The 564-nt window shown below is 57.3% G+C and carries 1 protein-coding gene; it reads right to left on the bottom strand.

Annotation, left to right across the window (positions count from 1 at the left end):
• Positions 1 to 172: 172 nt before the first annotated feature.
• Positions 173 to 564, bottom strand: a 392-nt coding sequence (locus AWU74_RS07590) for an IS5 family transposase (RefSeq protein ID WP_162505038.1), incomplete at its 5' end; no start/stop codon positions are given.

Raw genomic sequence — 564 nt, 5'->3', positions numbered from 1 at the left:
CGCGGCGGGCGCGTATCCGGCGCGGCTGTGGGAGCGTTCGGCGTAAGCCGAACGGCGCAGTACAGAAGCAGCGTACTGAACAGGAAGCCGACCCCTGCACGGACAGGCGTGAAACACACACTCGAACAGAACAGTGCCTCTGTCCTGCCCTAGGTAGTGTCTCTGTTCTACCCTAGGTAGTGTGGACTGGAAGATAGAGGAATAAACACCTGACATGAATGGCGGCGATGAAGGAAGCGGTGAGCTTTGCGTAGCGCGTAGCGATTCCGCGCCAGCGTTTGAGGGCGCGGAAGACGTTTTCAATGACGTGCCGCGCCCGATACAGTTCATGACTGTACGCTCTTTGCTCTTTCCGGCTTTTAACCGGAGGGATGACGGCTGTTATATCCGCTTCCTTAAGCATATCGAGCAGTTCGTTCGTGTCATACGCTTTGTCCGCAAGGAACGCTTCCGCCTCCAAATCCTCCATAAGGAGAGGCGCCTGGCTACAGTCCGCGACAGTACCGCTTGTCACAATGCCGCCTGCCGGCATCCCGTACTCGTCGACTACCAAGTGCAATTTGC

It is taken from the genome of Treponema endosymbiont of Eucomonympha sp. (assembly GCF_001028545.1).
This window is presented reverse-complemented; position numbering and strand designations above follow the sequence as displayed.